The organism is Pseudomonas sp. TUM25319 (genome assembly GCF_056388475.1).
Map to the genome: position 1 here is coordinate 636,261 of NZ_CM150751.1, position 26,066 is coordinate 662,326.

At 62.8% G+C, this 26,066-nt stretch carries 25 protein-coding genes; 15 read left to right on the forward strand and 10 right to left on the reverse strand.

Translation table 11 applies throughout. The annotated features are described in order from the left end of the window. Positions 1-180: 180 nt before the first annotated feature. From hisB to AC05QJ_RS03120, 6 genes are all read left to right on the forward strand, one after another. A complete protein-coding gene (gene hisB / locus AC05QJ_RS03095; protein WP_476745532.1) occupies positions 181-774 on the forward strand; it encodes an imidazoleglycerol-phosphate dehydratase HisB in 594 nt (197 codons plus the stop codon). Beyond that, positions 774-1,412, forward strand: a complete 639-nt coding sequence (gene hisH, locus AC05QJ_RS03100) for an imidazole glycerol phosphate synthase subunit HisH (protein WP_476745533.1) — start codon at positions 774-776, stop codon at positions 1,410-1,412. Before hisB ends, hisH begins: the two co-directional genes overlap by 1 nt. Beyond that, a complete protein-coding gene (locus tag AC05QJ_RS03105; protein ID WP_476745534.1) occupies positions 1,412-1,672 on the forward strand; it encodes a DUF2164 domain-containing protein in 261 nt (86 codons plus the stop codon). Before hisH ends, AC05QJ_RS03105 begins: the two co-directional genes overlap by 1 nt. A 41-nt stretch (positions 1,673-1,713) precedes the next feature. Then, entirely contained in the window at positions 1,714-2,445 is a 732-nt protein-coding gene (hisA, locus tag AC05QJ_RS03110) for a 1-(5-phosphoribosyl)-5-[(5-phosphoribosylamino)methylideneamino]imidazole-4-carboxamide isomerase (protein ID WP_476745535.1), read from the forward strand. 100 nt (positions 2,446-2,545) lie between these two features. Then, entirely contained in the window at positions 2,546-3,316 is a 771-nt protein-coding gene (hisF, locus tag AC05QJ_RS03115; RefSeq protein WP_476745536.1) for an imidazole glycerol phosphate synthase subunit HisF, read from the forward strand. Positions 3,317-3,429: 113 nt separating this feature from the next. Next, positions 3,430-4,158: a substrate-binding periplasmic protein gene (locus AC05QJ_RS03120; RefSeq protein ID WP_476745537.1), complete on the forward strand. Its 729-nt coding sequence runs from the start codon at positions 3,430-3,432 to the stop codon at positions 4,156-4,158. Here the strand turns inward: AC05QJ_RS03120 and AC05QJ_RS03125 are convergent. From AC05QJ_RS03125 to gpmI, 4 genes are all read right to left on the reverse strand, one after another. Then, a complete protein-coding gene (locus tag AC05QJ_RS03125) occupies positions 4,149-4,916 on the reverse strand; it encodes a divergent polysaccharide deacetylase family protein (protein WP_476745538.1) in 768 nt (255 codons plus the stop codon). The two genes, AC05QJ_RS03120 and AC05QJ_RS03125, sit on opposite strands and share 10 nt — an antisense overlap. Beyond that, entirely contained in the window at positions 4,916-6,250 is a 1,335-nt protein-coding gene (locus tag AC05QJ_RS03130) for a S41 family peptidase (RefSeq protein ID WP_476745539.1), read from the reverse strand. The genes AC05QJ_RS03125 and AC05QJ_RS03130 overlap by 1 nt, the downstream gene beginning before the upstream one ends. A gap of 90 nt (positions 6,251-6,340) precedes the next feature. After that, entirely contained in the window at positions 6,341-7,654 is a 1,314-nt protein-coding gene (locus AC05QJ_RS03135) for a murein hydrolase activator EnvC family protein (protein WP_476745540.1), read from the reverse strand. A gap of 152 nt (positions 7,655-7,806) precedes the next feature. Continuing rightward, positions 7,807-9,342 (reverse strand): 2,3-bisphosphoglycerate-independent phosphoglycerate mutase, encoded by a 1,536-nt coding sequence (gpmI, locus tag AC05QJ_RS03140; protein WP_476745541.1) that lies wholly within the window; start codon positions 9,340-9,342, stop codon positions 7,807-7,809. 204 nt (positions 9,343-9,546) lie between these two features. On the opposite strand from gpmI, the gene AC05QJ_RS03145 reads away from it, so the two are divergent. Genes AC05QJ_RS03145 through secB form a run of 3 tightly spaced genes read left to right on the forward strand, consistent with a single transcriptional unit; the run spans position 9,547 to position 10,748 of the window. Then, the gene (locus tag AC05QJ_RS03145; RefSeq protein WP_476745542.1) at positions 9,547-9,963 is read left to right on the forward strand and encodes a rhodanese-like domain-containing protein; all 417 of its coding nucleotides are present in this window, start codon (positions 9,547-9,549) and stop codon (positions 9,961-9,963) included. A 1-nt stretch (position 9,964) separates the two neighbouring features. Continuing rightward, the gene (gene grxC, locus AC05QJ_RS03150) at positions 9,965-10,219 is read left to right on the forward strand and encodes a glutaredoxin 3 (protein ID WP_476745543.1); all 255 of its coding nucleotides are present in this window, start codon (positions 9,965-9,967) and stop codon (positions 10,217-10,219) included. A gap of 40 nt (positions 10,220-10,259) precedes the next feature. Further along, positions 10,260-10,748 carry a protein-export chaperone SecB gene (gene secB, locus AC05QJ_RS03155; protein WP_476745544.1) on the forward strand — a complete coding sequence of 163 codons (489 nt, stop codon included), beginning with the start codon at positions 10,260-10,262 and terminating at the stop codon, positions 10,746-10,748. A 79-nt stretch (positions 10,749-10,827) separates the two neighbouring features. Here the strand turns inward: secB and trmL are convergent, their stop codons facing one another. After that, entirely contained in the window at positions 10,828-11,283 is a 456-nt protein-coding gene (gene trmL / locus AC05QJ_RS03160) for a tRNA (uridine(34)/cytosine(34)/5-carboxymethylaminomethyluridine(34)-2'-O)-methyltransferase TrmL (RefSeq protein ID WP_476745546.1), read from the reverse strand. Between trmL and AC05QJ_RS03165 the strand changes: the two genes are divergently transcribed. After that, complete coding sequence (locus tag AC05QJ_RS03165) at positions 11,282-11,722, forward strand: hypothetical protein (protein ID WP_476745547.1); 441 nt, start codon at positions 11,282-11,284, stop codon at positions 11,720-11,722. The genes trmL and AC05QJ_RS03165 overlap by 2 nt on opposite strands. A 278-nt stretch (positions 11,723-12,000) precedes the next feature. On the opposite strand, the gene ntrC is transcribed toward AC05QJ_RS03165, so the two are convergent. The 4 genes from ntrC to glnA form a co-directional block, all read right to left on the reverse strand. After that, the gene (gene ntrC, locus AC05QJ_RS03170) at positions 12,001-13,437 is read right to left on the reverse strand and encodes a nitrogen regulation protein NR(I) (protein WP_476745548.1); all 1,437 of its coding nucleotides are present in this window, start codon (positions 13,435-13,437) and stop codon (positions 12,001-12,003) included. After that, on the reverse strand, positions 13,434-14,519 hold the full coding sequence (gene glnL / locus AC05QJ_RS03175; RefSeq protein ID WP_476745549.1) for a nitrogen regulation protein NR(II): 1,086 nt from the start codon (positions 14,517-14,519) through the stop codon (positions 13,434-13,436). Before glnL ends, ntrC begins: the two co-directional genes overlap by 4 nt. A gap of 251 nt (positions 14,520-14,770) precedes the next feature. Further along, positions 14,771-15,703 carry a gamma subclass chorismate mutase AroQ gene (gene aroQ, locus AC05QJ_RS03180; protein WP_476745550.1) on the reverse strand — a complete coding sequence of 311 codons (933 nt, stop codon included), beginning with the start codon at positions 15,701-15,703 and terminating at the stop codon, positions 14,771-14,773. Between the two features lie 139 nt (positions 15,704-15,842). Beyond that, positions 15,843-17,249 (reverse strand): type I glutamate--ammonia ligase, encoded by a 1,407-nt coding sequence (glnA, locus tag AC05QJ_RS03185; RefSeq protein ID WP_476745551.1) that lies wholly within the window; start codon positions 17,247-17,249, stop codon positions 15,843-15,845. 330 nt (positions 17,250-17,579) lie between these two features. On the opposite strand from glnA, the gene thiI reads away from it, so the two are divergent. Beyond that, complete coding sequence (gene thiI, locus AC05QJ_RS03190) at positions 17,580-19,034, forward strand: tRNA uracil 4-sulfurtransferase ThiI (protein ID WP_476745552.1); 1,455 nt, start codon at positions 17,580-17,582, stop codon at positions 19,032-19,034. Between the two features lie 129 nt (positions 19,035-19,163). Further along, entirely contained in the window at positions 19,164-20,987 is a 1,824-nt protein-coding gene (gene typA, locus AC05QJ_RS03195) for a translational GTPase TypA (RefSeq protein ID WP_476745553.1), read from the forward strand. Positions 20,988-21,139: 152 nt separating this feature from the next. On the opposite strand, the gene AC05QJ_RS03200 is transcribed toward typA, so the two are convergent. Continuing rightward, the gene (locus AC05QJ_RS03200; RefSeq protein WP_476747857.1) at positions 21,140-21,547 is read right to left on the reverse strand and encodes a YkgJ family cysteine cluster protein; all 408 of its coding nucleotides are present in this window, start codon (positions 21,545-21,547) and stop codon (positions 21,140-21,142) included. Positions 21,548-21,754: 207 nt separating this feature from the next. Between AC05QJ_RS03200 and AC05QJ_RS03205 the strand changes: the two genes are divergently transcribed. From AC05QJ_RS03205 to AC05QJ_RS03215, 3 genes are all read left to right on the forward strand, one after another. Beyond that, on the forward strand, positions 21,755-24,205 hold the full coding sequence (locus AC05QJ_RS03205; RefSeq protein ID WP_476745554.1) for a glycogen/starch/alpha-glucan phosphorylase: 2,451 nt from the start codon (positions 21,755-21,757) through the stop codon (positions 24,203-24,205). A gap of 148 nt (positions 24,206-24,353) precedes the next feature. Next, complete coding sequence (locus AC05QJ_RS03210) at positions 24,354-25,364, forward strand: class 1 fructose-bisphosphatase (protein ID WP_476745555.1); 1,011 nt, start codon at positions 24,354-24,356, stop codon at positions 25,362-25,364. A 6-nt stretch (positions 25,365-25,370) separates the two neighbouring features. After that, entirely contained in the window at positions 25,371-25,967 is a 597-nt protein-coding gene (locus AC05QJ_RS03215) for a DUF924 family protein (protein WP_476745556.1), read from the forward strand. Positions 25,968-26,066: the final 99 nt, after the last annotated feature.

The following is a 26,066-nucleotide window of genomic DNA, read 5'->3' on the forward strand; positions in this document are numbered from 1 at the left end:
GTTTTGCGCTGGACCATGGTTTTGAGTCCGCCGCAGCCACTGTGGGAGCCGGCCTTGCCGGCGGATGGCCCGCAACGCGGGCCCAAAACCCACATGCCGCATGTCATCTTCGTTTCAAGATGCGACGTTCTGGGCCTATAATGACCGCCTTTTTCGCCCAATGATTTTGCGGAGCTGGTGATGGTCGAACGTAAGGCATCCGTCGAGCGCAATACTCTGGAAACCCAGATCAAGGCCTCGATCAACCTGGATGGCACTGGCAAGGCCCGATTCGATATCGGCGTGCCTTTTCTCGAGCACATGCTGGATCAGATCGCCCGTCATGGTCTGATCGACCTGGACATCGAGTGCAAGGGCGACCTGCATATCGACGATCACCATACCGTCGAAGACGTCGGGATCACCCTCGGCCAGGCATTCAGCCAGGCCATCGGTGACAAGAAAGGCATCTACCGCTACGGCCACGCCTACGTGCCGCTGGACGAAGCGCTGTCGCGCGTGGTGATCGACTTCTCCGGCCGTCCCGGCCTGCAGATGCACGTGCCGTACACCCGCGCCACCGTGGGCGGCTTCGACGTCGACCTGTTCCAGGAATTCTTCCAGGGCTTCGTCAACCACGCCAACGTGACCCTGCACATCGACAACCTGCGCGGGCACAACACCCACCACCAGATCGAAACCGTGTTCAAGGCCTTCGGCCGCGCGCTGCGCATGGCCATCGAGCTGGATGAACGCATGGCCGGCCAGATGCCCTCCACCAAAGGTTGCCTGTAATGCAGACCGTTGCCGTTATCGACTATGGCATGGGCAACCTGCACTCGGTGTCCAAGGCCCTGGAGCACGTGGGCGCCGGCAAGGTGCTGATCACCAGCGATGCCGCGGTGATTCGCGAAGCCGACCGCGTGGTCTTTCCCGGTGTGGGCGCAATTCGTGACTGCATGGCTGAAATCCGCCGCCTGGGCTTCGACAGCCTGGTCAAGGAAGTCAGCCAGGACCGCCCGTTCCTCGGCATCTGCGTCGGTATGCAGGCGCTGCTGGAGCACAGCGAGGAGAACGACGGTGTCGACGGCATCGGCATGTTCCCCGGCAAGGTGCGTTTCTTCGGCAAGGGCCTGCAGGAAGACGGCGAGCACCTGAAGGTGCCGCACATGGGCTGGAACCAGGTCAGCCAGACCATCGACCACCCGCTCTGGCACGACATTCCGGACCAGGCGCGCTTCTACTTCGTGCACAGCTACTACATCGAGTCCGGCAAGCCGTCCCAGGTGGTCGGTCGTGGTCACTACGGGGTCGATTTCGCTGCGGCACTGGCCGAAGGCTCGCGCTTCGCCACCCAGTTCCACCCGGAGAAGAGCCATACCCACGGCCTGCAACTGTTGCAGAACTTCGCCGCCTGGGATGGCCGCTGGTAATGAGCCGCTCCCGGAACAAGGCCCCCGCCATCACCCTCGACGCCGAACAGGAGCGTGAGGCGCTGGACACCCTCAAGCGCTTTCTCGAAGACCGTTTCGAGCTGCAATTGGGGTCGTTCGAGGTGGCCGAGGTTCTGGAGCTGTTCAGCAAAGAAATCGCACCGCACTACTACAACAGGGCGATCTCCGATGTTCAGGCGCATCTCAAAGAGCGTTTCGAGAGCATCGAGAGCGACCTGTGGGCGCTCGAGAAGAACTGACTTCCCGGGCTCACTGTTTACCGAATAGACAGGTTTTCCAGATGCTGATTATCCCCGCTATCGATCTCAAGGACGGTGCCTGCGTACGTCTGCGCCAAGGCCGCATGGAAGATTCCACCGTATTCTCCGACGACCCGGTGAGCATGGCCGCCAAATGGGTTGAAGGTGGCTGCCGCCGTCTGCATCTGGTCGATCTCAACGGCGCGTTCGAAGGCCAGCCGGTCAACGGCGAAGTGGTCACGGCCATCGCCAGGCGCTACCCGAACCTGCCAATCCAGATCGGTGGCGGCATCCGTTCGCTGGAAACCATCGAGCACTACGTCAAGGCCGGCGTCAGCTACGTGATCATCGGCACCAAGGCGGTCAAGCAGCCTGAGTTCGTTGCTGAAGCCTGCCGCGCCTTCCCGGGCAAGGTCATCGTCGGCCTGGATGCGAAAGACGGCTTCGTCGCCACCGACGGCTGGGCCGAAGTCAGTTCGGTGCAGGTCATCGACCTGGCCAAGCGCTTCGAAGCCGACGGCGTTTCTGCCATCGTCTACACCGACATCGCCAAGGACGGGATGATGCAGGGCTGCAACGTGCCCTTCACCAAGGCCCTGGCCGAAGCCACCAAGATCCCGGTGATCGCCTCCGGCGGCATTCACAACCTGGGCGATATCAAGGCCCTGCTCGACGCCAAGGCCCCAGGCATCATCGGCGCTATCACCGGTCGGGCCATCTACGAAGGCACCCTGGATGTCGCCGAGGCGCAAGCCTTCTGCGACAGCTACTGACTAGCCCCAGGCTCCAGGCTGTAAGCTGCAAGTAAAAGCGCGACTGCGGTCTGCTTTCTCTTGTGGCTTGACGCTTGAAGCTTGCAGCTGAGGATTCTTTATGGCCCTGGCCAAACGCATCATCCCTTGCCTGGACGTGGACAACGGCCGGGTCGTGAAGGGCGTCAAGTTCGAGAACATCCGCGATGCCGGCGACCCGGTGGAAATCGCCCGTCGCTACGACGAACAGGGTGCCGACGAGATTACCTTCCTCGACATCACCGCCAGCGTCGATGGCCGTGACACCACGCTGCACACCGTCGAGCGCATGGCCAGCCAGGTGTTCATCCCGCTGACCGTGGGCGGTGGCGTGCGCACCGTGCAGGACATCCGCAACCTGCTCAACGCCGGTGCCGACAAGGTTTCGATCAACACCGCCGCGGTGTTCAACCCCGAGTTCGTCGGCGAAGCGGCAGCGCACTTCGGTTCGCAGTGCATCGTCGTCGCCATCGATGCCAAGAAAGTCTCCGGTCCGGGCGAAACCCCGCGCTGGGAGATTTTCACCCACGGCGGCCGCAAGCCCACCGGGCTGGACGCGGTGGAGTGGGCGAAGAAGATGGAAGGCCTGGGGGCCGGCGAGATCCTGCTCACCAGCATGGACCAGGACGGCATGAAGAACGGCTTCGACCTCGGTGTGACCCGGGCCATCAGCGATGCGCTGGGCATTCCGGTGATCGCTTCCGGCGGCGTGGGCAACCTGCAGCACCTGGCCGACGGCATCCTCGAAGGCCACGCCAGTGCAGTGCTGGCGGCGAGCATCTTCCACTTCGGTGAGTACACCGTGCCGGAGGCCAAGGCCTACATGGCGCAGCGCGGGATCGTCGTTCGCTGATTCAGGACCGCGTTGAGGCCCTATCGCTGGCAAGCCAGCTCCCACAAGATTGTGGGAGCTGGCTTGCCAGCGATAGGGCTATCAGCATCACCCAGAAAGCCAGATCCTTCCCGATGCTGACCAGACTCCTCTTTCTCCTCATCCTCACCAGCACCGCTCACGCCAGCGAACCCCTGGTCCTGCTCACCGAAAACTTCCCGCCCTACAACATGTCCCGCGACGGCAAGAGCTTCGCGCGCGAGCCTGAAATCCAGGGTATTGCCGCCGACCTGGTGCGGGAGATGTTCCGCCGCGCCGACATCCCCTACAGCATGACCCTGCGCTTCCCCTGGACGCGGGTCTACCAGCAGGCCAGGGACACGCCCAATCACGGCGTGTTCGTGCTGGCCCGCCAGCCGGACCGCGAGCACCTGTTCAAGTGGGTCGGTCCGCTGGGGCCGGATGACTGGGTATTGCTGGCGCGGGCCGACAGCACGCTTCAGCTCGGCAACCTCGACCAGGCCAAGGGCCTGCGCATCGGCGCCTACAAGGGCGACGCCATCGCCGAGAGCCTGGCCAGGAGCGGCCTGAAGCCGGTGCTGGTACTGCGCGATCAGGACAACGCCAGAAAGCTCTACAGCGGCGAGATCGACCTCTGGGCCACCGGTGATCCCGCGGGCCGCTACCTGGCCCGGCAGATCGGTATGACCGCGTTCAAGACGGTGCTGCGCTTCAACGGCACCCAGCTCTATCTGGCGTTGAACAAGCAGGTGCCCGACGAGGTGGTGAAGAAGCTTCAGGAGAGCCTCGACCACATGCGTGACGAAGGCTTCGTCGACGAGGTCTTCGCCCGTTACCTGTAGATCCCGCCCTTGCCGTGGGCGGGCATGGCGCGGTTGCTGCGTTCGGCGATGATCTGACGCAATTCGATCACCTCCACGCCCTGGGCCTTGAGGCGCGGCAGCTCGCGCTCGAGTACGTCGAGGGTCTGTGGATAAGGGTGGCCGATCACCACCGCCGTGCCCTGTTTGCGCGCCAGTTCAACCGCCAGGTGCAATTGCCCGGCAATGGCCTCGGTGGTGCGCACATCATCCAGGAACACATCCCGCGACACGCTGGCCAGGCCCAGCGCCTGAGCCTTGGCGGCCGCCACGGTGGCAGCGCTGGTGCGGCTGTCGACGAAGAACAGGTCACGCCGTTGCAGCTCGCCCATCAGCCAGGCCATGGCCTCCGGTTGCGCGGTCATGCGGCTGCCCATGTGGTTGTTGACCCCCGCCGCGTATGGAACCCGGTCAAGGGCGGCGTGCAGGCGCTTTTCCAGCTCGGGCAAGGGTGTTTCGGGGTGCCAGGCATAGGGACCGGTGGCCGGGTCCATGGGCATGTGCAGGATCACCGTGCGCCCGGCCTTGTGGGCCTGGCGGGCGAAGTCGGTGGCGTGGGGCGTGTCCGGCATGATCGCCAGGGTGACCGGGCCGGGAAGGGCGAGGGTGCGGTTGTCGCGGGCCGGGCTCTGGCCGAGGTCGTCGATGATGACGCTGAGGTAGGCCCGCTGCGGCTGGGCCGGCGCCGCGAGGGCGGTGCCGGCCAGCAGGCAGAGCAGGGAGAAGAGGAACGCGCGCATCACTTGTCGCGGGTGATGCTCAGTCCCTTGAGCAGGCTGAGGGCCTGGCTGAGCTGGTAGTCATCGTCCTGCGGACGTGCCTTCTTGCTCGTCTTGCTTGCCGCCTTGCTGCTCGAAGGCCGGTCGGCACCGCCGTTGCCGTTGCCGAGGTGACCTTGCAGGTCGGCTTCCTTGAAGTTCTCGGTGTCCTGCTCGCTGGTGATCTTCGCCTGGCGCACCTCGATGTCGGGGACGATGCCCTGGGCCTGGATCGACCGGCCGTTGGGGGTGTAGTACAGCGCGGTGGTGATCTTCAGGGCACGGTCGTTGTTCAGCGGCAGGACGGTTTGCACCGAGCCTTTGCCGAAGCTGTCGGTGCCCATCAGCACGCCGCGTTTCTGGTCTTGCAGGGCACCGGCGACGATCTCGGAGGCCGAGGCGCTGCCGCCGTTGATCAGCACCACCAGCGGCACGCCTTCGCTGGCGTCGGCCGGGTCGGCGGAGAAGCGCAGTTCGGAGTTGGCGATACGGCCCTTGGTGTAGACGATCAGGCCCTTGGTGAGGAAGTGGTCGGCCACTTCCACCGCCGACTGCAGGACGCCGCCAGGGTTGTTGCGCAGGTCGAGGATCACGCCGCTGAGCTTCTTGCCGTTGTCCTTGCGCAGCTTGGCCAGGGCCTTGCCGACTTCCTCGCCGGTCTTGACCTGGAACTGGGTGATGCGGATGTAGCCGTAGCCGTCTTCGAGCAGTTGGCTCTTCACGCTCTTGACCTGGATGACGGCGCGGGCAAGGGTCACGTCGAAGGGCGTGCCGCCATCGCGCACCAGGGTCAGGGTGATCTTCTCGCCGATCTTGCCGCGCATCTTGTCGACCGCTTCGGTCATGGTCTGGCCGCGGGTCGGGGCGCCGTTGATCTTGACGATCAGGTCGCCGGCCTCGATGCCGGCGCGGGAGGCCGGGGTGTCGTCGATGGGCGAGACCACCTTGACGAAGCCGTCTTCCATGCCCACCTCGATGCCCAGGCCGCCGAATTCGCCGCTGGTGCTTTGCTGCAGTTCCTGGAAGTCTTCAGGGCCGAGGTAGGCGGAGTGCGGGTCGAGGTTGCTGAGCATGCCCTTGATGGCGTTTTCCAGCAGGGTCTTGTCATCCACCGGTTCGACATAGGCCGCCTTGATGCGATCCAGGACCTCGGCAAAGGTGCGCAGTTCGTCCAGCGGCAGCGGGGCCTTGGCGGTGACCGTCGTCGGTGCGACGGTGGTCGCAGGCGTGGCGGGCTCGGCCGCAAGGGCGGTGGACGCGCCGCTGACCAGGGCAACGGCCAGGGCCAGCGAGGTAAGGCGAGGCGAATGCAGCATGTCGAACGAACTCCTGATCCTGTGTGTGCCCCTGGGGGAGCATCGCGCCCGCTGCGACGGCGGCTGGCGCGTTAAATGAAGAGGCGAGGCCTATCCCTGGCCACGGCACCATTGCGTCGGGTCGGTCGGCCGGCCCTGCTGGCGGATGGCGAAGTAAAGCGACGGGGTGGTCTGGCCACCGCTGTTGCCCACGGTGGAGATCGCCTCGCCGGCCTTGACGATGTCGCCGGCCTCCTTGAGCAGCGTCTGGTTGTGACCGTACAGGCTGAGATAACCGTTACCGTGATCGAGAATGACCAGAAGTCCGGCGCCGCGCAACCAGTCGGCGAACACCACGCGCCCGCCGTGTACCGCATGAACCTGGCTGCCGGCTGATGCACTGATCATCACGCCGTCCCACTTGGCCCGCGAATCGTCGCCGCGGGTTTCCCCGAAGCGTGCCAACAATCGACCATTGACCGGCCACGGAAGTTTGCCCCGTGCCGCAGAAAAAGCGCCGCCATATACCGCACCGTCGCTGGACACCAGCGGGCCGGGGCTGCGCACGGGCTTTTTCGGTTCATCGTCGCTGTCGTCCTTGCGGGCGTTTTCGCGGGCGGCGAGGGCCGCCTCCTGCTGGCGTTTTTTCTCGGCTTCCTGGGCCGCCAGCAAGGCGCGCTGGCGCGCTTCCTCGGCTTCACGGGCCTGACGGGCGAGGGTTTCCTCGATGGTCTTGAGCACGCGGCCCAGCTCGGCCTGCTCTTGCTGGCGAGCGGCGAGTTTCTGGTCGTTGTCCTTCAGCGTGCCATTGAGTCTGGCGAGAATCTCCTGGCGCTCGGCGCGGGTCTTCTCAAGCGCCTGGCGCTGCTCGTCGAGGGTGCCTTGCTGAACCAGCAGTTGCGCCTGCTGCTGGGCGATGTCTTTCTCGACGTTGGCCAGTTGGCGCAGGGTTTCGTTGAACCCGCGCAATTGCGCCAGGCGTGCCTGGCTCAGGTAGTCGTAGTAGGTCAGGGTGCGGGCGAATTTTTCCGGATTCTGCTGGTTGAGCAGCAGCTTCAGGTATTCCTCGCGACCGTTGTTCTGGTAGGCGGAGCGGGCCTGGATGGCGATCAGGCGTTGCTGTTCGTGGCGGGCGGACTGGAGTTTCTTCTTTTCAGTGTCGAGGCGCTCCAGTTCGCCCTCGGTCTTTTTTAGTTCTTTCTGCAGGTCCTCCACCTGCTTCTCCAGCTTGCCGATGTCGGTCTCGGTGCCGCGCAGGTCTTTCTGCACGCCGGATTTCTCCTCCTGCAGTTGTCCGAGCTTCTTTTTCAGCTCGGCGATGTCCTGGCGCGTGGCGTCCAGTTGCTGCTGGGTTTGCGCGCGCTCGTCGGCGAAGGCCGGGCCAAGCAGGCAGGTCAGGGCTAGGAGGATCAGGGCGCGAAGCATGGAATGGCGATAACCAGGGGATGGAGACCGGCCTAGTATGCCCGCCACTGGCGGCAAAAAAAACGCCTCAGGGACGGATAGCTGCAAGCTTCAAGCGGCAAGCTGCAAGAAAAGACCGTTCATGCCCTTTCTTGCAGCGTGTGGCTTGCGGCTTATGGCTTGACCAGAATCGAGGTGCCGGTCATTTCCTTCGGAATCTCCAGGCCCATCAGCGTGAGCATGGTCGGCGCCACGTCAGCCAGAACCCCGCCTTCGCGGACTTTCAGGTCACGTTTGCCGTAATAGATGAACGGCACCGGCTCGGTGGTGTGGGCGGTGTGTGCCTGGCCGGTGCACTCGTCTTCCATTTGCTCGACGTTGCCGTGGTCGGCGGTGATCAGCGCCTCGCCACCGACCTTGTCCAGCGCCTCGGTGATGCGGCCGACGCAGCCGTCCAGGGCTTCAACGGCCTTGACCGCAGCATCGAACACGCCGGTGTGGCCGACCATGTCGCCGTTGGCGTAGTTGACCACGATGACGTCGTAGCGCTGTTGCTCGATGGCTTCGACGATGCGGTCGGTGACTTCCGGTGCGCTCATTTCCGGCTGCAGGTCGTAGGTGGCGACCTTCGGCGATGGGATCAGGATGCGCTCTTCGCCTTCGAACGGCTCTTCGCGGCCACCGGAGAAGAAGAAGGTGACGTGGGCGTATTTTTCGGTCTCGGCGATGCGCAGCTGGGTCTTGCCGTTCTTCGCCAGGTATTCGCCCAGCACGTTTTCCAGGCTGCTCGGGGCGAATGCGGCCGGGGCCGGGATCTTCGCCGAGTACTGGGTCAGGCCGATATAGGCCGCCAGTTTCGGCAGGCGGGCGCGGGGGAACTCGTTGAAGTCGGTTTCGACGAACACGCGGGACAGTTCGCGGGCGCGGTCGGCGCGGAAGTTCATGAAGATCACGGCGTCGCCGTCCTCGACCTTCACCGCGTCGCCGATGCGGGTGGCCTTGACGAATTCGTCGCTCTCGTCACGGGCGTAGGCGGCTTCGAGGCCGGCCAGGGCGCTGTCTGCGGTGTATTCGGCAGCGCTGTCGACGATCAGGTTGTAGGCGGCGCTGACGCGGTCCCAGCGGTTGTCGCGGTCCATGGCGTAGTAGCGGCCGATCAGGCTGGCGATGCGACCCTTGCCCAGTTTGGCGAAGGCGGCATCCAGCAGCTCAATGGACGACTGGGCGCTGCGTGGCGGGGTATCGCGGCCGTCGAGGAAGGCATGCAGGTAGATGCGCTCGGCACCGCGCTTGGCGGCCAGGTCGGCCATGGCGACGATGTGATCCTGGTGGCTGTGTACGCCGCCGTCGGAGAGCAGGCCGAGGATGTGCACGGCCTTGCCGGCGCCGACTGCCTTGTCCACTGCCCCGGTGAGCACGGGATTTTCGAAGAACTCGCCGTCGCGAATGGCCTTGGTCACGCGCGTGAAGTCCTGGTACACGACCCGGCCGGCGCCGAGGTTCATGTGGCCGACTTCGGAGTTGCCCATTTGCCCGTCGGGCAGGCCGACATCCATGCCGGAGCCGGAGATCAGGCCATGCGGCTGGGTGGCGCGCAGGCGATCGTAGACCGGGGTATTGGCGGCATAGATAGCGTTGTACTCAGGGCTTTCGCTGTGACCGAAACCATCCAGGATGATCAGGACCAAAGGCTTGGGCGTGCTCGTCATCAAAATCTACTCACGGTTGTAGATGAGAAAGACCCGCATTTTAGGGCAAATTGGCCAGCCTTGACGAATTCCGCGTACCGTCGGCCCGACAGGCAGCAGGCCGTGATGAGAATTGCTGTCGACAACACCCGCTGGCGGGGTTTGGCGGCCCTTGGCTGCTGTGTATACTGGCCGACATTTTTAATGGCCCGGAACACCCTCCCAATGGTTGCTCACCTGATTGAATTCGCGACAAATCACTACCTGCTGGTTGCTATCTTCGTCGTTCTGCTGGTTCTGCTGATCGTTACCGAGGCACGCAAGGGCGGCCGCAGCCTGAGCAACGGCGAGCTGACCGCACTGGTCAATGGCGACAAGGGCCTGGTCATCGACATCCGTACCAGCAAGGAATACTCCGCCGGCCACATCGTTGGCGCAGTGAACATTCCGCAGGACAAATTCGCTGCCCGCATCGGCGAGCTGGAAAAGCACAAGGCGAACAAGACCCTGATCGTGGTCGACAACATGGGCCAGCACGCTGGCGCCGTCTGCCGCGACCTGCTCAAGGCCGGTTTCACCGCTGCCAAGCTGTCGGGCGGCGTGTCGAGCTGGAAAGCCGACAACCTGCCGCTGGTGAAGTGACATGAACCCGGTCATCGTCTACTCCAGCGACTACTGCCCTTATTGCATGCGCGCCAAGCAGTTGCTGGCGGGCAAAGGCGTGGCCTTCGAAGAAATCAAGGTCGACGGCAAGCCCCAGGTGCGCGCGGAAATGGCCCAGAAAGCCGGCCGTACCTCGGTGCCGCAGATCTGGATCGGCGCCACTCACGTGGGTGGCTGTGACGACCTCTATGCACTGGAGCGCGCCGGCAAGCTCGACGCTCTGCTCAATGCTTGAATCCCAAACCCTCTAAAGACCCTGCAAAGAAGGATCTGCCATGACCGAGCAACAGACCAACGGCGCCTCGGCTGCCGAAGAAAGCGCACCACAATTCTCCCTGCAGCGCATCTACGTGCGCGACCTGTCGTTCGAAGCGCCGAAAAGCCCGGCGATCTTCCGTCAGCAGTGGGAGCCAAGCGTTGCCCTGGACCTGAACACCAAGCAGAAAGGTCTGGAAGGTGATTTCCACGAAGTGGTCCTGACCCTGTCGGTCACCGTGAAGAACGGTGAAGAAGTTGCCTTCATCGCTGAAGTGCAGCAGGCCGGTATCTTCCTGATCAAGAACCTCGACGCCGCCTCGATGAGCCACACCCTGGGCGCGTTCTGCCCGAACATCCTGTTCCCGTACGCTCGCGAAGCGCTGGACAGCCTGGTGACCCGTGGTTCGTTCCCGGCGCTGATGCTGTCTCCGGTGAACTTCGACGCCCTGTACGCGCAGGAAATGCAGCGCATGCAGGAAGCTGGCGAGGCGCCTTCGCTGCAATAAGCGATGACCTGGCTGGAATGAAAACGCCCCGCAAGGGGCGTTTTTTTTGAGCGCCTCATCGCTTGCCAGCGATGCTTTTTCAGGCGAAGCCTTGCTGACGCCAGGCTTCGTACACGGCCACGGCCACCGTGTTGGACAGGTTCAGGCTGCGGCACCCCGGCCGCATCGGCAAACGCAGCCGCTGGCCGCTTTCCAGGGCGTCCAGCACCTCTGCCGGCAGTCCACGGCTCTCCGGCCCGAACAGGAACGCGTCTCCCGGTTCGAACGCCACTTCATGGAAGGGCTGCGAGCCCTTGGTGGTGAAGGCGAACAGGCGTGGCTGGCCAAGGCTCTCCAGGCACGCTGCCAGGTCGCTGTGGCGCTTGAGGGTGGCGTACTCGTGGTAATCCAGGCCGGCCCGGCGCAACCGCTTGTCGTCCAGCTCGAAGCCGATCGGCTCGATCAGGTGCAGGTCGCAACCGCTGTTGGCGCAGAGCCTGATAATGTTGCCGGTATTCGGCGGAATTTCTGGTTGAAAAAGGATCACGTGAAACATGCACGGCTCCGAACATGAAGATGATGGGCATTCTACTCCCGACGAACCGGACCCGCGTTCGAAATCCTGGCCGCGGGTGCTGTTTTCCCTGGCGATCTTCGGAATGCTGGTGGGCCTGATGATCGGTCGCCTGACCGCGCCGGAACCGCGGGTGCTGGAGCAGGTGGACGTGGTGGCCGACGGACTGGACCTGTGGTTCAACGAAGAACCCAGGCTGCATGGCGAAATGGTCGAGGGCACCGTGGTGCTGTTGTTCGAAGCAGAAGGGAAGAGCCGGAAGGGCCAGTTGACCTACGATGGCAAACCGGTGAGCTGGCGGGTGAGGATCAGTGACAAGGGGCTGCTGTTGAGCCTGGTGGCGGCCCGTCCACTGCAAGCCCGCTGGGCGGGAGAGTCAGTGGAGGACCGCTGGCGAGTGCAGGTGAGACTGCACGAATAAAAGAGGGGATTCCCCGGCCTGCCTGTACCAAGGTCCCCAAAACTGGAGATATCTGTATTAATGCAGGTGCTGTGCCAACTTTTAGAAAACCCTTTGATACGGGGCTTTCAGGGCTTTTTGTAGGATTTGGCGGAGTAATAGTGGGGATTTTTGCCTTGCGGCGGTGCGCCGGGGGCTGTTTCGGTTCACCAATGGGGCATTCATGCCGTTGGCCGGCTGAAACGAACGCGGGGCAGGTCCTTTTCAGGAACCTGCCCCGCGTCATTTGAAGCGCTGGCTCAGGACTCTTCGTCGTCTCCGTCATCAGCACCATCGACCTTCATGCCCAGCTCCTTGATCTTGCGAGTCAGGGTGTTGCGGCCCCAGCCCAGCAGCACGGCGGCATCGCGGCGGCGACCGGCCGTGTGCTTGAGGGCGGTTTCGATCATGATCCGCTCGAAGCTCGGCACCGCGCTGTCGAGCAGGCTCGACTGACCGCGGGACAACGCCTGGTCGGCCCACTGGCGCAGCGCCTGTTCCCAGTTGGTGACCGGCACGGCGTCCTGCGGCAGGCTCAGTAACTCCGGTGGAAGGTCGCCGATGTGCACTTCGCGGCCCGAGGCCATGACGGTGATCCAGCGGCAGGTGTTCTCCAGTTGGCGAACGTTACCGGGCCACGGCAGGTTGCGGATGAACTCTTCGGTTTCCGCCTTGAGCAGCTTGGGTTCCACCGCCAGTTCCTGAGCGGCGCGACCAAGGAAATGGCGGGCCAGGGTGGGGATGTCTTCGCGGCGGTCGGCCAGGCGTGGAATATGGATGCGGATCACGTTCAGGCGGTGGAACAAGTCTTCGCGGAACTTGCCGGCCTGCACCAGGGTTTCCAGGTTCTGGTGGGTCGCGGCGATGATGCGCACGTCCACCTTCACCGGCGTGTGACCGCCGACTCGGTAGAACTCGCCATCGGCCAGCACCCGTAGCAGACGGGTCTGGGTGTCGGCAGGCATGTCACCGATCTCGTCGAGGAACAGCGTGCCGCCGTCAGCCTGTTCGAAGCGCCCGCGCCGCAGGTTGGCCGCGCCGGTGAATGCACCTTTCTCGTGGCCGAACAGCTCCGACTCCATCAGGTCCTTGGGAATCGCCGCCATGTTCAGGGCGATGAACGGCGCTGCGGCGCGCGGGCTGTGGCGGTGCAGCGCATGGGCGACCAGCTCTTTACCGGTACCGGACTCGCCGTTGATCAGCACGGTGATGTTGGAATGGCTCAGGCGGCCGATGGCGCGGAACACCTCCTGCATCGCCGGCGCTTCGCCGATGATTTCCGGGGTGCGGGTCAGGCTCGGTGCGACGTCGCCGCCTTGCTGTTCCTGCGCATGCTGGTTGGCGCGCTTGACCAGCGACACCGCTTCGTCGACATCGAACGGTTTGGGCAGGTACTCGAATGCGCCGCCCTGGTAGGACGCCACCGCGCTGTCCAGGTCGGAATGGGCGGTCATGATGATCACCGGCAGCCGTGGGTGCTGCTCGCGGATCTGGGCCAGCAGGTCGAGGCCGCTGGCGCCCGGCATGCGGATGTCGGAGATGATCACGTCGGGCTGCTGGCGGGCCAGGCGGCTCATGACGCCATCGGCACTGTCGAAGCTCTGGGTGGTCATGCCTTCCTGTTGCAAGGCTTTTTCCAGGACCCAGCGGATGGAGCGGTCGTCATCGACGATCCAGACAGTTTCACTACGGCTCATGAGGAAGCGGCTCCTTGTTCCAGTGGCAGGAAGATCGAGAAGGTGGTGTGGCCTGGATGGCTGTCACATTCGATCAGGCCCTGGTGCTGGCTGATGATGTTCTGGGTGATGGCCAGGCCCAGCCCGGTACCGTCCGGGCGGCCGCTGACCATGGGATAGAAGAGGGTGTCCTGGAGTTCCGCCGGAATGCCGGGGCCGTTGTCGATGATCTCGATCTTGGCCACCAGGCGATGGCGGATATGGCCGATGGTGAACTGGCGCATGGCGCGGCTGCGCAGGGTGATGCGACCCAGGCGCAGTTCGTTCTGCCCGCTGATCGCCTGCATGGCGTTGCGCACGATGTTGAGCACGGCCTGGATCATCTGTTCACGGTCGATCAGCACGTCCGGCAGGCTCGGGTCGTAGTCGCGCACCAAGGTGATGCCGCCCTGGCTTTCCGCTTCCACCAGGCTGCAGACCCGTTCGAGGACTTCGTGGACGTTGGTCATGGCCAGCATCGGCAACTTGTTCGAGCCGAGCATGCGATCCACGAGGTTACGCAGGCGGTCGGCCTCTTCGATGATGACGTTGGTGTAGTCCTTCAGGCCTTCGTCGGGCAGTTCGCGAGCCAGCAACTGCGCCGCGCCACGGATGCCGCCGAGCGGATTCTTGATCTCGTGGGCCATGCCGCGCACCAGCATCTTGGTAGTTTCCTGCTTGGAGAGCTGGGCCTCTTCCTTGGTGATCCGCAGCAGGCGGTCACGCGGGTGGACTTCCAGCAACAGCAGGGTGCGGCCGTTGTTGAGGATCGGGGTGACAGCGTAATCGACCGTCAGGCTCTGCCCGGTCAGGGAGGTGAGCATGGCCTCGCGCTTGGTGAACGGGTGCGCATGCTCGACCGCCTGGCGCAGGGAGTTCAGGGCTTCGGTGGATTCTGTGAACAGCTCGCTGATGAATTGGCCATGGCTGCGCTGGCCGCTGATGGCCAGGAGCATTTCCGCCGCGGGGTTCATGTACTCAAGGCGCAATTCGCTGTTGAGCAGGATGGTGGCGGTGGTCAGGTTGTCCAGTAGTAATCGGTGCAGTGCATCGCTGATGGTCATGTGGCGTCTTTGACCTCTTTTGGCACATGTCGGGCCTGGCGGTGGCCAGGGGGGCGGATGCTGGTATTGCGCTAGTGCGATGAAAATGCAAAAACCAAACCAAGGCTCCGAAAAGAAGCGGAATCCCCGGATAAAGCCCTGAATCTGCCCGAAAAAAGCATGGAATACCCTAAGCGGCGGGTTTTTTTGAACCAAAATGGGATGCGTCGACCCGGTTTGGCGAATCAGACGCACCACAATAGAGCATAGAGTCATTCGCTACGGCAGAGGCTGGCTGTCGCACGGATCATTGCCAGGTGTTCGGGGTGCGAGCGCCGTCCGTCGGCCTCCAGTGATCGGGCGAGCAGCGTGGCGCACTCCTGTGGGGCGATGGCGCGGTCGAAGGCGGCAAGGTTTTTCAGCAGGTCTTCCTGCATCAGGTCGAGTGCCTTGCGCAGGCCTGCAAGATCGCGCCGGGTGGTGTCCGGCGCTTCCTCGGCATTGGCGTGCCAGGCATTCATGAGGTCGTACTGGAGAAGCTTGGCGGCTTCGATCTGGTCGGAGAAGAAGCGCTCTACCCGAACGGGGTCCAGGCCGTGGCGGGCAGCCTGGGCCCGGGCATTGGCAATGACCAGCCGCTCGCGGCCACGATCCTCCACGGGCAAGCCGGCTTTCCATTTGTGCTCCGCCGCGATGCTGGCAATGGACGCCCGCTGCTCGACGCTGAGCAGCAGCGCCGCAAGCGGTTGGGGTGTGGTGCCCTTCAACGTCTCTGCCGAGTCACCGGTGGCGGCAGGCTGGCTCAGGGGCAGGGTGGTATTGCCGGCATAGAACACAATCAGTTCTGCCGCCTGGTCTGTGGTTTTTCCGCGGTGTACGCCACCGACGATCTCGGCCAATGCATCGCCGCGCTTGAGCAGGACCTTCTGGCGATCGTCGCGGGTTTCCACCTGGAGCTCACCCGAAAGGACATAGCCGGCATTGGGTATGGGGTGGCTGTGCCAGTCGAGCGTGGTGTGGGGCGGGATGCGGATCTTCAGCAGGGTCAGTCGCGGCTGGCCGGCGGGGTAGGCGCGGTAGATCGTTCCGTCCCAGGCCTGGCTGCTGCTCAGCAATACGGACGTTTCGGGTTTCGTGCTGGCGGGGAGAGTGGCGCAACCTGTCAGGGGAAGCAGCAGGCTGAGCAGAAGAAGGGGTCGGACCATGTGAACCTCGCTGAATGAAGAGCGAGCCAGCATGGAGGGGTGGTAAAAATGGAAATATCGGACGTTTCGTAGGCGCGGGTACGAAAAGGCCTCCCGAAGGAGGCCTTTCATTCACGCTGCTTTCGCAGGCGTCACGGGATCAGCAGCTGTAGTACAGCTCGTATTCCAGTGGGTGTACGAAGGTGCGAACCTTGATTTCTTCTTCGGATTTCAGAGCGATGTAGGCATCGATGAAGTCGTCGGAGAACACGCCGCCCTTGGTCAGGAACGCGCGGCCCTTGTCCAGCTCTTCCAGGGCTTCTTTCAGGCTGCCGCAAACCTGCGGGATTTCCTTGGCCTCTTCAGGCGGCAGGTCGTACAGGTTCTTGTCGGCAGCGTCGCCTGGGTGGATCTTGTTCTGGATACCGTCCAGGCCGGCCATCAGCAGGGCAGCGAAGGCCAGGTAAGGGTTGGCAGCCGGATCCGGGAAGCGGGCTTCGATACGACGGGCTTTAGGGCTGCCGACATACGGAATACGGATCGAGGCGGAGCGGTTGCGAGCCGAGTAGGCCAGCATGACCGGCGCTTCGAAGCCTGGAACCAGACGCTTGTAGGAGTTGGTCGAAGGGTTGGTGAAACCGTTCAGAGCCTTACCGTGCTTGATGATACCGCCGATGAAGTACAGGGCGGTGTCGGACAGGCCGGCATAGCCTTCGCCGGAGAAGGTGTTCTTGCCTTCTTTCCAGATCGACATGTGGACGTGCATGCCCGAGCCGTTGTCGCCGTACAGAGGCTTCGGCATGAAGGTCGCGGTGCGGCCGTAGGCATCGGCAACGTTGTGCACGACGTATTTCAGGGTCTGTACTTCGTCAGCCTTCTTCACCAGGGTGTTGAACTTGACGCCGATTTCGTTCTGGCCGGCAGTCGCCACTTCGTGGTGGTGAACTTCGACGGTCTGACCCATCTCTTCCAGTGCGTTGCACATGGCGGTACGGATTTCGTGGTCGTGGTCGAACGGCGGAACAGGGAAGTAACCACCCTTGACGCCTGGACGGTGGCCTTTGTTGCCGCCTTCGACGTCCTGGTCGGACATCCAGGAGCCTTGCTCGGAGAAGATCTTGAACATCGAACCGGAGATGTCGGACTTGAACTTCACTTCGTCGAAGATGAAGAACTCAGGCTCCGGACCGGCGAAGACGGTGTCACCGATGGCGGTGCTCTTCAGGTACTCTTCGGCGCGCTTGGCGATCGCACGTGGGTCGCGGTCGTAGCCTTGCATGCTCGAAGGTTCGATGATGTCGCAGACCAGGATCAGGGTCGGCTCTTCGGTGAACGGGTCGAGGACGGCGGTTTCGTCAACCGGCATCAGGATCATGTCGGACGCTTCGATGCCTTTCCAGCCGGCGATGGAGGAACCGTCGAACATCTTGCCGACTTCGAAGAAGTCGTCTTCCAGCGCGTCACGGGCTGGCATGGTCACGTGGTGCTGAGTGCCGCGGGTGTCAGTGAAGCGCAGATCAATCCATTTAACGTCATGATCTTTGATGAGTTGAACCGACTTCGACATGGTGTCCTCCGGGTGGGGTAGAGCTTGCCTGTGCAGCCCTTCAATTTGGGTGATGCCGGGCGCGAATACTCGGCCAAGGCAACCTGCCTCACAAGGGAGCAATTTGCATGCCAGTGCCCGAAAATGGAATTTTTGCCCCATTCCCAAGCGTTTCAGCCCTTTCTGTAAGAAATGTCGGAAATTTATGCACTCTTTAGATGCGCAAAAGTCGCGAAGCGAACCAAAACAGTGCATGTGAAACCGGCTGTACAAAAGTTGGTCAAACCTTGAGCAATTTCCGCTATAATCCGCGCCCCCCTTTTTCGGCTGGCCGCTCGCGCGCTGTTTTCCATGAAACTGATCGTCAAAGTCTTTCCAGAAATCACCATCAAGAGCCGCCCGGTCCGCAAGCGGTTCATTCGTCAGCTCGGCCGGAACATCCGTACCGTGCTGCGCGACCTCGACCCTGAGGTCAAGGTCGATGGCGTCTGGGACAACCTCGAAGTGGTCACCCGCCTCGACGACGAGAAAGTGCTGCGCGAGATGACCGAGCGCCTCACCTGCATGCCGGGCATCGCCCACTTCCTGCAGGTGGATGAATACCCGCTGGGCGATTTCGACGATATCGTCGCCAAGTGCAAGGCCCACTTCGGCCACCTGCTGGCCGGCAAGCGTTTCGCCGTGCGCTGCAAGCGCGGCGGCCACCACGATTTCACCTCGATGGACGTCGATCGCTACGTTGGCAGCCAGTTGCGCCAGCAGTGCGGTGCCTCCGGTATCGACCTGCGCACCCCGGAAGTGGAAGTGCGCATCGAGATCCGCGACAAGCGCCTGTACGTCATCCACAACCAGCACAAGGGCATCGGCGGCTACCCGCTGGGCGCGCTGGAGCAGACCCTGGTGCTGATGTCCGGTGGCTTCGACTCCACCGTTGCCGCCTACCAGATGATGCGCCGCGGCCTGATGACCCACTTCTGCTTCTTCAACCTGGGTGGCCGTGCACACGAACTGGGCGTGATGGAAGTCGCCCATTACCTGTGGAAGAAGTACGGCAGCAGCCAGCGCGTACTGTTCGTCAGCGTGCCGTTCGAGGAAGTGGTCGGCGAGATCCTCGGCAAGGTCGACAACAGTTACATGGGCGTGACCCTCAAGCGCATGATGCTGCGTGCCGCCAGCAACATCGCCGACCGCCTGGAAATCGATGCACTGGTGACCGGCGAGGCGATTTCCCAGGTGTCCAGCCAGACCCTGCCGAACCTGGCCGTGATCGACTCGGCCACCGAAAAGCTGGTGCTGCGCCCGCTGCTGGCCAGCCACAAGCAGGACATCATCGACCAGGCCAACCAGATCGGTACCGCCGAGTTCGCCAAGCACATGCCCGAGTACTGCGGCGTGATCTCGGTGAACCCGACCACCTGCGCCAAGCGCCACCGCGTCGACCATGAAGAGAAGCAGTTCGACATGGCGGTGCTGGAGCGCGCGCTGGAACGGGCCCGCCTGATCTCGATCGACAACGTGATCGACGAACTCAGCCAGGATATTCAGATCGAAGAAGTCAGCCAGGCGCTGGCCGGGCAAGTGGTGATCGACATCCGTCACCCCGACGCCCAGGAAGACCAGCCCCTGGAACTGGACGGCATCGAGGTCAAGGCTTTGCCGTTCTATGCCCTCAACAGTCGCTTCAAGGAACTGGATGCCACGCGCCAGTACCTGCTGTATTGCGACAAGGGAGTGATGAGTCGTCTGCACGCTCATCACCTGCTCAGTGAGGGACATGCCAATGTGCGCGTTTATCGTCCGGCATAAGACGCCGGGGCTGTATGGCGGCAGTATCCGCCACCGCCCTCCCGACCGACGGGACCGCTGAGCACCGTTCATTCATATTCGCCGCCTAGACTGGGCGGCAAACCGAATCCTCTGATCGAGATACACCACGTGATCGAAAATCTGCGCAACATCGCCATCATCGCCCACGTTGACCATGGTAAAACCACCCTGGTCGACAAACTCCTGCGTCAGTCCGGCACTCTGGAGCGTAACGAGCTCAACGACGAGCGCGTCATGGACTCCAACGACCAGGAAAAAGAGCGCGGCATTACCATTCTGGCGAAGAACACCGCCATCAACTGGAATGGCTACCACATCAACATCGTCGACACCCCCGGCCACGCCGACTTCGGCGGTGAAGTAGAGCGCGTGATGTCGATGGTCGACTCCGTTCTGCTGCTGGTCGACGCTCAAGACGGCCCGATGCCGCAAACCCGCTTCGTGACCAAGAAGGCCTTCGAAGCCGGTCTGAAGCCGATCGTCGTGATCAACAAGGTCGACCGTCCGGGCGCGCGTCCTGACTGGGTTCTGGACCAGATCTTCGACCTGTTCGACAACCTCGGCGCCACCGACGACCAACTGGACTTCCAGGTGGTCTATGCCTCGGCCCTGAACGGCATCGCCGGTCTGGACCACACCGCCATGGCCGAAGACATGACCCCGCTGTACCAGTCGATCATCGACAACGTACCCGCGCCTGCCGTTGACCGTGACGGTCCGTTCCAGATGCAGATCTCGGCACTGGACTACAACAGCTTCCTGGGTGTTATCGGCGTTGGCCGTATCGCTCGTGGCCGCGTCAAGCCGAACACCCCGGTCGTCGCCATCGACACCGACGGCAAGCGCCGCAACGGTCGTATCCTGAAGCTGATGGGTCACCACGGCCTGCACCGCGTCGACGTCGAAGAAGCCCAGGCTGGCGACATCGTCTGCATCAGCGGTTTCGACGAGCTGTTCATCTCCGACACCCTGTGCTCCCCGGACGCCGTCGAAGCGATGAAGCCGCTGACCGTCGACGAGCCGACCGTTTCCATGACCTTCCAGGTCAACGACTCGCCGTTCTGCGGTAAAGAAGGCAAGTTCGTGACTTCCCGTAACATCAAGGAACGTCTGGACAAAGAGCTGCTGTACAACGTTGCACTGCGCGTTGAAGAAGGCGACTCGGCTGACAAGTTCAAGGTATCCGGCCGTGGTGAGCTGCACCTGTCGGTTCTGATCGAAACCATGCGTCGTGAAGGCTTCGAGATGGCTGTAGGCCGTCCTGAAGTGATCATCCGCGAAGTCAACGGCACCAAGCAGGAGCCGTTCGAGAACGTCACCATCGACATCCCTGAAGAATCCCAGGGCAAGGTCATGGAAGAAATGGGTCTGCGTAAAGGCGACCTGACCAACATGGCGCCGGATGGCAAAGGCCGTGTTCGTCTGGAATACAACATTCCAGCCCGTGGTCTGATCGGTTTCCGCAACCAGTTCCTGACCCTGACCAACGGTGCAGGCATCCTGACCTCGATCTTCGACCGCTACGACACCATGAAGTCCGGCCACATGTCCGGCCGTCTGAACGGCGTACTGGTTTCGGTCGAGACCGGCAAGGCCCTGACCTACTCCCTGGAAACCCTGCAGGCGCGCGGCAAGCTGTTCGTCGAGCACGGCCAGGAGATCTACAACGGTCAGATCGTCGGCCTGAACAGCCGTGACAACGACCTGGGCGTGAACCCAACCAAAGGCAAGAAGCTCGACAACATGCGTGCTTCGGGCAAGGACGAAACCATCGCCCTGGTTCCGCCGGTTCGTTTCACCCTGGAACAGGCTCTGGAATTCATCCAGGACGACGAGCTGTGCGAAGTGACGCCGAAGTCGATTCGTCTGCGCAAGAAGATCCTGGACGAAGGCGAGCGTACCCGCGCTGCCAAGAAAGCCAAAGCCAACTGATCCTGGCTTGAAATGAAAAACCCCCGGTCGTGAGATCGGGGGTTTTTTTTAGCTTCAAGCTTCAAGCTTCAAGCTTCAAGCTGTAAGAGAGGCATCGTTGCGACGCCGAGTGCTCTTTCTTGCCGCTTGAAGCTTAAAGCTTGCCGCTAGTATCAGCGCTGGATCGGTTTGGGCTTGTACGCGCAATACCCTGGACGCGGCCCGATCTTCGGGTGGTTGCGGCAGGTGTCCGGGCGCTTGTCATAAATGGTGCACAGCCGGCTCTTACGATCCAGATAGAGGCAGTCGTCGTTGCTCATGCGGGCCAGGATGAAGATCCCCGACTTCTGGTTGAAGCGTTCGACGATGCCTTCCTTCTGCAGGCGCTTGGCGATGTTCTTCGGCGGGTCGCCCATTTCGAACTCATCCACCACGCCAATGCGGATCAGATCCTTCAACTTGGCTTCCACCGGCAAGGTGCAGCAGGTGGACATGCAGCTGCCGCACATGTGGCTGGCGTATTTCTGCCACGTCTCGAGACGGTCAAGCTCGGCGGCGGCAATCAGGGTCGGTTTCATCAGGGATCAGGCATATAGGTATAGGAAGGCGCGCGATCATACCGGAGTTGGTCAATTTGTGAACAACCATTTGCGCGACAGCCGCTGGCCGGTCCCGCTCTTGCATCTGCTTTTCCCATGAAAGGTGCGAACCAGCGCCTACGCACTGTGTCGAACCGTCTAGTCTGTCAAATCTCCATCCGCAATCGTCAAATCGCCCGAGGACACCGAATGTCTCAGGAAACGAACGCTCGTGACGCAGAGGTGGCCGCTTTTCGCACCGCCGTGCTGGACAAACTGACCTATGCGGTCGGCAAGGACCCGGAACACGCCTTCGACCACGACTGGTTCGAAGCCATCGCCCTGGCTGCCAGGGATCATATGGTCGATCACTGGATGGACCATACCCGGCAGATCTACCGCAGCAGCCAGAAGCGGGTCTATTACCTCTCCCTCGAATTCCTCATCGGCCGGCTGCTCTACGACAGCCTGAGCAACCTCGGCCTGCTGGACGTCGCCCGTGAGGCGCTGGAAGGCCTGGACGTGGACCTGGAGCGCATCCGCCTGCTGGAGCCGGATGCAGCGCTGGGCAACGGCGGCCTTGGCCGGCTGGCGGCATGCTTCATGGAAAGCATGTCGACCCTGGGCGTCGCCGCCCACGGCTATGGCATCCGCTATGAGCACGGCCTGTTCCGTCAGGCGGTGGTGGATGGCTGGCAGCAGGAACAGACCGAGAACTGGCTGGATTTCGGCAACCCCTGGGAGTTCGAGCGCGCCGAGGTGATCTACCCGATCAGCTTCGGCGGGCGCGTCGAAACGGTGCACAGCGGCGATGGCGAGCCGCGTCAGGTCTGGTGGCCGGCCGAAACCGTGCGCGCGGTGGCCTACGACACCCCGGTGGTGGGCTGGCGGGGCGCCAGCGTCAATACCTTGCGCCTGTGGCGGGCGCGAGCGCTGGAAGAGTTGCACCTGGAGCGCTTCAACGCCGGCGACCACCTCGGCGCCGTGGCGGAAGTGGCCCGGGCCGAGAGCATTTCTCGCGTGCTGTACCCGGCCGACAGCACCGAAGCCGGCCAGGAACTGCGTCTGCGACAGGAATACTTCTTCGTCTCGGCTTCGCTGCAAGACCTGCTGCGCCGCCACCTGAACATGCACGACACCCTGCTCAACCTGCCCGAGCAGGCGGCCATCCAGCTCAATGACACCCACCCGTCGATCGCGGTGGCGGAGCTGATGCGGTTGCTGGTGGACCAGCACGAAGTGCCTTGGGACACCGCCTGGAACCTCACCGTCAACACCCTGGCCTACACCAACCACACCCTGTTGCCCGAGGCGCTGGAAACCTGGTCGGTGGGCCTGATGGAGCGCATGCTGCCGCGGCACATGCAGATCATCTACCTGATCAACGCCTACCATATCGACGCTTTGCGGGCCAAAGGCATCCACGACTTCGACGTGCTGCGCGCGGTGTCGCTGATCGAGGAAGACAACGGCCGCCGTGTGCGCATGGGCAACCTGGCTTTCCTGGGTTCCCACAGCATCAACGGCGTATCGGCGCTGCACACCAAGCTGATGCGCAGCACGGTGTTCGCCGAGTTGCACAAACTGTATCCCGAGCGGATCAACAACAAGACCAACGGCATCACCTTCCGCCGCTGGCTGTACCAGGCTAACCCGCGGCTGACCGCCATGCTGGTGGACGCCCTTGGCGACGAAGTGCTGGACAACCCGGAAGCCCTGCTGCGTGGCCTGGAACCCTTTGCCGACAAGCCGGCGTTTCGCAAGCGCTTCGCCGAACAGCGGCTGCACAGCAAGCGGGCCCTGGCGAGCATCATCCAGGAGCGACTGGGCATCACCGTCAATCCGGAGGCGATGTTCGACGTGCAGGTCAAGCGCATCCACGAATACAAGCGTCAGTTGCTCAACCTGATGCACACCGTTGCCCTGTACCAGGCAATCCGCGCCGAACCGGGCACCGACTGGGTGCCGCGGGTGAAGATCTTCGCCGGCAAGGCGGCGGCCAGTTATCACCAGGCCAAACTGATCATCAAGCTGGCCAACGACATCGCCAAGGTGGTCAACAACGACCCGACCGTGCGCGGCCTGCTCAAGATCGTGTTCCTGCCCAACTACAACGTCAGCCTGGCGGAAAGCATCATTCCGGCGGCGGACCTGTCCGAGCAGATCTCCACCGCCGGCTACGAGGCGTCCGGCACCAGCAACATGAAGTTCGGCCTGAATGGCGCGCTGACCATCGGCACCCTCGATGGCGCCAACGTCGAGATGTGCGAGCAGGTGGGCGCCGATCATATGTTCATCTTCGGCCTGACCGCCCAGCAGGTCGAGGCGCGCAAGCGTGGCGGCGATTTCAGTGCCAGCGCCGAGCTGTCCGCCTCGCACCGGCTCAATGATGTGTTGCAGGCGATTCGTGGCGGGGTGTTCTCGCCGGACGATCCGGCGCGCTACGTCGGGCTGGTGGACTCGCTGGTGAGCTACGACCGCTTCCTGCTCTGCGCCGATTTCGACGCCTACTGGGAAGCCCAGCGACGGGTCGACGAGCTCTGGCACGAGCCCAACCGCTGGTGGCGCTCGGCGGTGCTCAACACGGCACGGATGGGCTGGTTCTCTTCGGACCGGACCATTCGCGAATATGCCCGGGAAATCTGGACTGCGCTGGAGTGACCAGCGCGGTTCCGCCCGGCGGCGTGAACTAGAAGGGCGATGTGCCGTCTGATCGGGCAGAGCGTCGCATGTCCAATTGCTCGCCCGCGCGGCGCACTCCCTGTAAACTGCGTGGGTTTTTTCTCTCCCTTATCCTTCGGAGCCATACATGTCCCGCGTTACCCTGAGTCGCTATCTGATTGAGCAGACCCGTAGCAACAGCACTCCTGCCGATCTGCGCTTCCTGATCGAAGTGGTGGCGCGCGCATGCAAGGAGATCAGCCACAACGTGTCCAAGGGCGCCCTGGGCGGTGTGCTGGGCAGCATGGGCACCGAAAACGTGCAGGGCGAAGTCCAGAAGAAACTGGACGTGATTTCCAACGACATCCTGCTCGAAGCCAACGAGTGGGGCGGTCACCTGGCCGGCATGGCGTCCGAGGAAATGGACAATGCCTACCAGATCCCGGGCAAATACCCGAAAGGCGCCTACCTGCTGGTCTTCGACCCGCTGGACGGTTCGTCGAACATCGACGTCAACGTTTCGGTCGGTACCATCTTCTCGGTACTGCGCTGCCCTAACGAGTACCTGAGCCAGAACGAAAGCCTGAACGAAAAGGCCTTCCTGCAGCCAGGCACCAAGCAGGTCGCCGCCGGCTACGCCATCTACGGCCCGCAGACCATGCTGATCCTCACCCTGGGCAACGGCGTCAAGGGCTTCACCCTGGACCGCGAACTGGGCAGCTTCGTCCTGACCCACGAGAACATCAAGGTTCCGGAAACCACCGCCGAATTCGCCATCAACATGTCCAACCAGCGTCACTGGGAAGCCCCGGTCACCCGCTACGTGGGCGAACTGCTGGCCGGTGAGACCGGTCCGCTGAAAAAGAACTACAACATGCGCTGGATCGCCTCGATGGTGGCCGACGTGCATCGCATCCTGACCCGTGGCGGCCTGTTCATGTACCCGCGCGATGCCCGCGAGCCTTCCAAACCGGGCAAACTGCGCCTGATGTACGAAGCCAACCCGATGTCCTTCATCATCGAGCAGGCCGGCGGTGCGTCCACCGACGGCAAGCAACGCATCCTCGACATCCAGCCGGACAGCCTGCACCAGCGCGTTGCGGTATTCCTCGGTTCGAAAGAGGAAGTCGAGCGCGTCACCGGTTATCACCAGGAGTAAACAGCCATGCTCGCACCTTGGCAGCCGTTGCTGGAGTGGTGGTTCGGATGGGGCACCAGCCCGCAGGATGTGGCTGACGAGAAGAGCACGCTGTGGTTCGGCAAGCAGCACGACGCCGAGGCGCAGGAGCGCTTCGGTCCGCTGGTCGAGCAAGCCCTGGCCGGTGGCCTGGATGAATGGTTGCAAAGCCCGCAGGGCTGGCTCGGGCTGGTCCTGTTGCTGGACCAGTTGCCGCGCATGATCTACCGCGACACGCCGCGCGCCTTCGATGGCGACCGGCGCGCGCAGGTACTGGTGATGCAGGGCCTGGATCGGGCCTGGGACTACCAGTTGCTGCCGCTGCAGCGGGTGTTCATCCTGCTGGTGCTGGAACATGCCGAAGTGCTGGACTGGCAGAACACCAGCGTCGAGCGCTACCAGACCCTGCTGGCGGCCCAGCCGCAGGCGGATCGCCGCTTGTTCGAAGGCTTCCTCGACTACGCCGAGCAGCACCAGCGGGTGATTGCCCGGTTCGGTCGCTTCCCGCACCGCAACCTGGTGCTGGGCCGGCCGAGTACCGATGAGGAGATGGATTTTCTGCTGGAGCCTGGGTCCAGGTTCTGATCCTGACCCTCTACTGTTCTTCAGGGCTCATCGCCGGCAACGCCGGCTCCCACAGGCGGTGGACATAACCCTTGTGGGAGCCGGCGTTGCCGGCGATTG